Annotated in this window: 1 protein-coding gene; it reads right to left on the bottom strand. The window is 56.5% G+C overall.

Features of this window, described 5'->3' with window-relative positions:
* A protein-coding gene (locus tag G7016_RS24750) for an IS3 family transposase (protein ID WP_181118405.1) occupies positions 1–1156 on the bottom strand; the annotation gives its coding sequence in 2 pieces (ribosomal slippage) (positions 1–901 and positions 901–1156; 1157 coding nt annotated over the 2 pieces). This gene is flagged as partial in the annotation.
* Positions 1157–1179 lie beyond the last annotated feature (23 nt).

The raw sequence follows: 1179 nt of genomic DNA, 5'->3' as shown, positions 1-1179 counted from the left end.
ATCCCGGACACTGAATTGAGTTTTTCCTCAGCGACCGCCGGCGCTAGCCCTTCGTTGAACTGATGCGGTCGCCGCCAGTTGTATCGCTCCATCAGGAACCGGCTGATATCCTGTTGCGCTAGCGAAGCGCTCATGTATCCCACTGTCGGTATCCATTCAGTTTTCAAGCTGCGAAATAGCCGCTCCATGGGCGCGTTGTCATGGCAGTTACCGCGCCGACTCATGCTCTGTGTAAAACGGTATCGCCATAGTCTCTGGCGGAAACTCCGGCTGCCGTATTGGCTGCCCTGATCGCTGTGAAACAGCACATTCTGGGGCCGGCCACGCTGCTCATAGGCCATATCCAATGCCTTGATCACCAGGTCAGCGTCGGGCTTGGCTGAGAACGCCCAGCCTACAACCCGGCGGGCATAAAGATCGATGACCGCTGCCAGATAGTGCCATCGACCTTCAGCCCAAACGTACGTGATGTCACCGCACCAGACCATGTTGGGGGATTCCACGCTGAACTCACGATCAAGTACGTTCGGGATATCAGGTCGCTCTACGGTGGCCTTTTTGTAGGCATGGGAGCCCGGCTGTTTGCTGATCAGGTTCATCTCGCGCATCAACTTACGTACCTTGAATCGCCCGATTTGCATGCCGTCCTCTTTCATCATCAGCATGATGCTTCGACTGCCCGCAGCGCTTCGGCTTTGGGTAAACAGTTCGTTCACCCGGCTGCGCAAAATCACCCGTTCGGCATCAGGGGATCGCCGTTTTCGACAGTACGCGTAGTAGCAAGATCGGGTGACTTCAAATACCGAGCACAACAGATCAACCGGCTCCTCGGAGCGAAGCTGATCGACTAACGCGAGCGCTCGTGCTCCTCGGCCATCAAGAGCGCGGTAGCCTTTTTTAGAATCGATTTTTCCCTTTCAAGGCGGTTGATTCGAGCTTCCAGTTCCTGGATTTTCTGCTGCTCGGGTGTCAGCGCTTTGCTGGTCGGCGTGACACCACCTCGTTCCTGCTGGAGCTGGTTGACCCACCGGCGCAAGGCCGACTCAACCAATCCAAGCGACTGCGCTGCATCAGTGTGGCTGTAGCCTTGGTCAAGCACCAGGCTAGCAGCTTCGCGCTTGAACTCGGGGGTGAAGGTACGTCGTTGTCTGCTCATCGAACACCTCTATGGGGCGATCA

The sequence above is a fragment of the Pseudomonas japonica genome (genome assembly GCF_013522925.1).
GTDB lineage: Bacteria > Pseudomonadota > Gammaproteobacteria > Pseudomonadales > Pseudomonadaceae > Aquipseudomonas > Aquipseudomonas japonica_A.
This window is presented reverse-complemented; position numbering and strand designations above follow the sequence as displayed.